Origin of the sequence: Sedimentibacter sp. B4, from assembly GCF_000309315.1 — a bacterium.
GTDB classification, from domain to species: Bacteria; Bacillota; Clostridia; order Tissierellales; family Sedimentibacteraceae; genus Sedimentibacter; species Sedimentibacter saalensis.
The window spans coordinates 1-241 of record NZ_CANG01000800.1 but is presented as its reverse complement, the minus strand read 5'-3'; the positions used below and the strand labels follow the sequence as shown (position 1 = coordinate 241).

Annotated in this window: 1 pseudogene; it reads left to right on the top strand. The window is 69.3% G+C overall.

Annotated elements, in window-relative coordinates:
- Positions 1-241, top strand: a pseudogene (locus BN358_RS24385) (hypothetical protein); the annotation flags it as partial.

The following is a 241-nucleotide window of genomic DNA, read 5'->3' as shown; positions in this document are numbered from 1 at the left end:
GTGCGGCCGTCGTTCACCATGGGCGGCGTCGGTTCCGGCTCGCCCACGACGCCGACGAGCTGCGCCGGATCGCCGGCCGCGGCCTGCAGGCGTCCCCGGTCACCGAGGTGCTGATCGAGGAGTCCGTGCTCGGCTGGAAGGAGTACGAGCTCGAGGTCATGCGGGATGCGGCCGACAACGTCGTGATCGTGTGCTCGATCGAGAACCTCGATCCGATGGGCGTGCACACCGGGGACTCGAT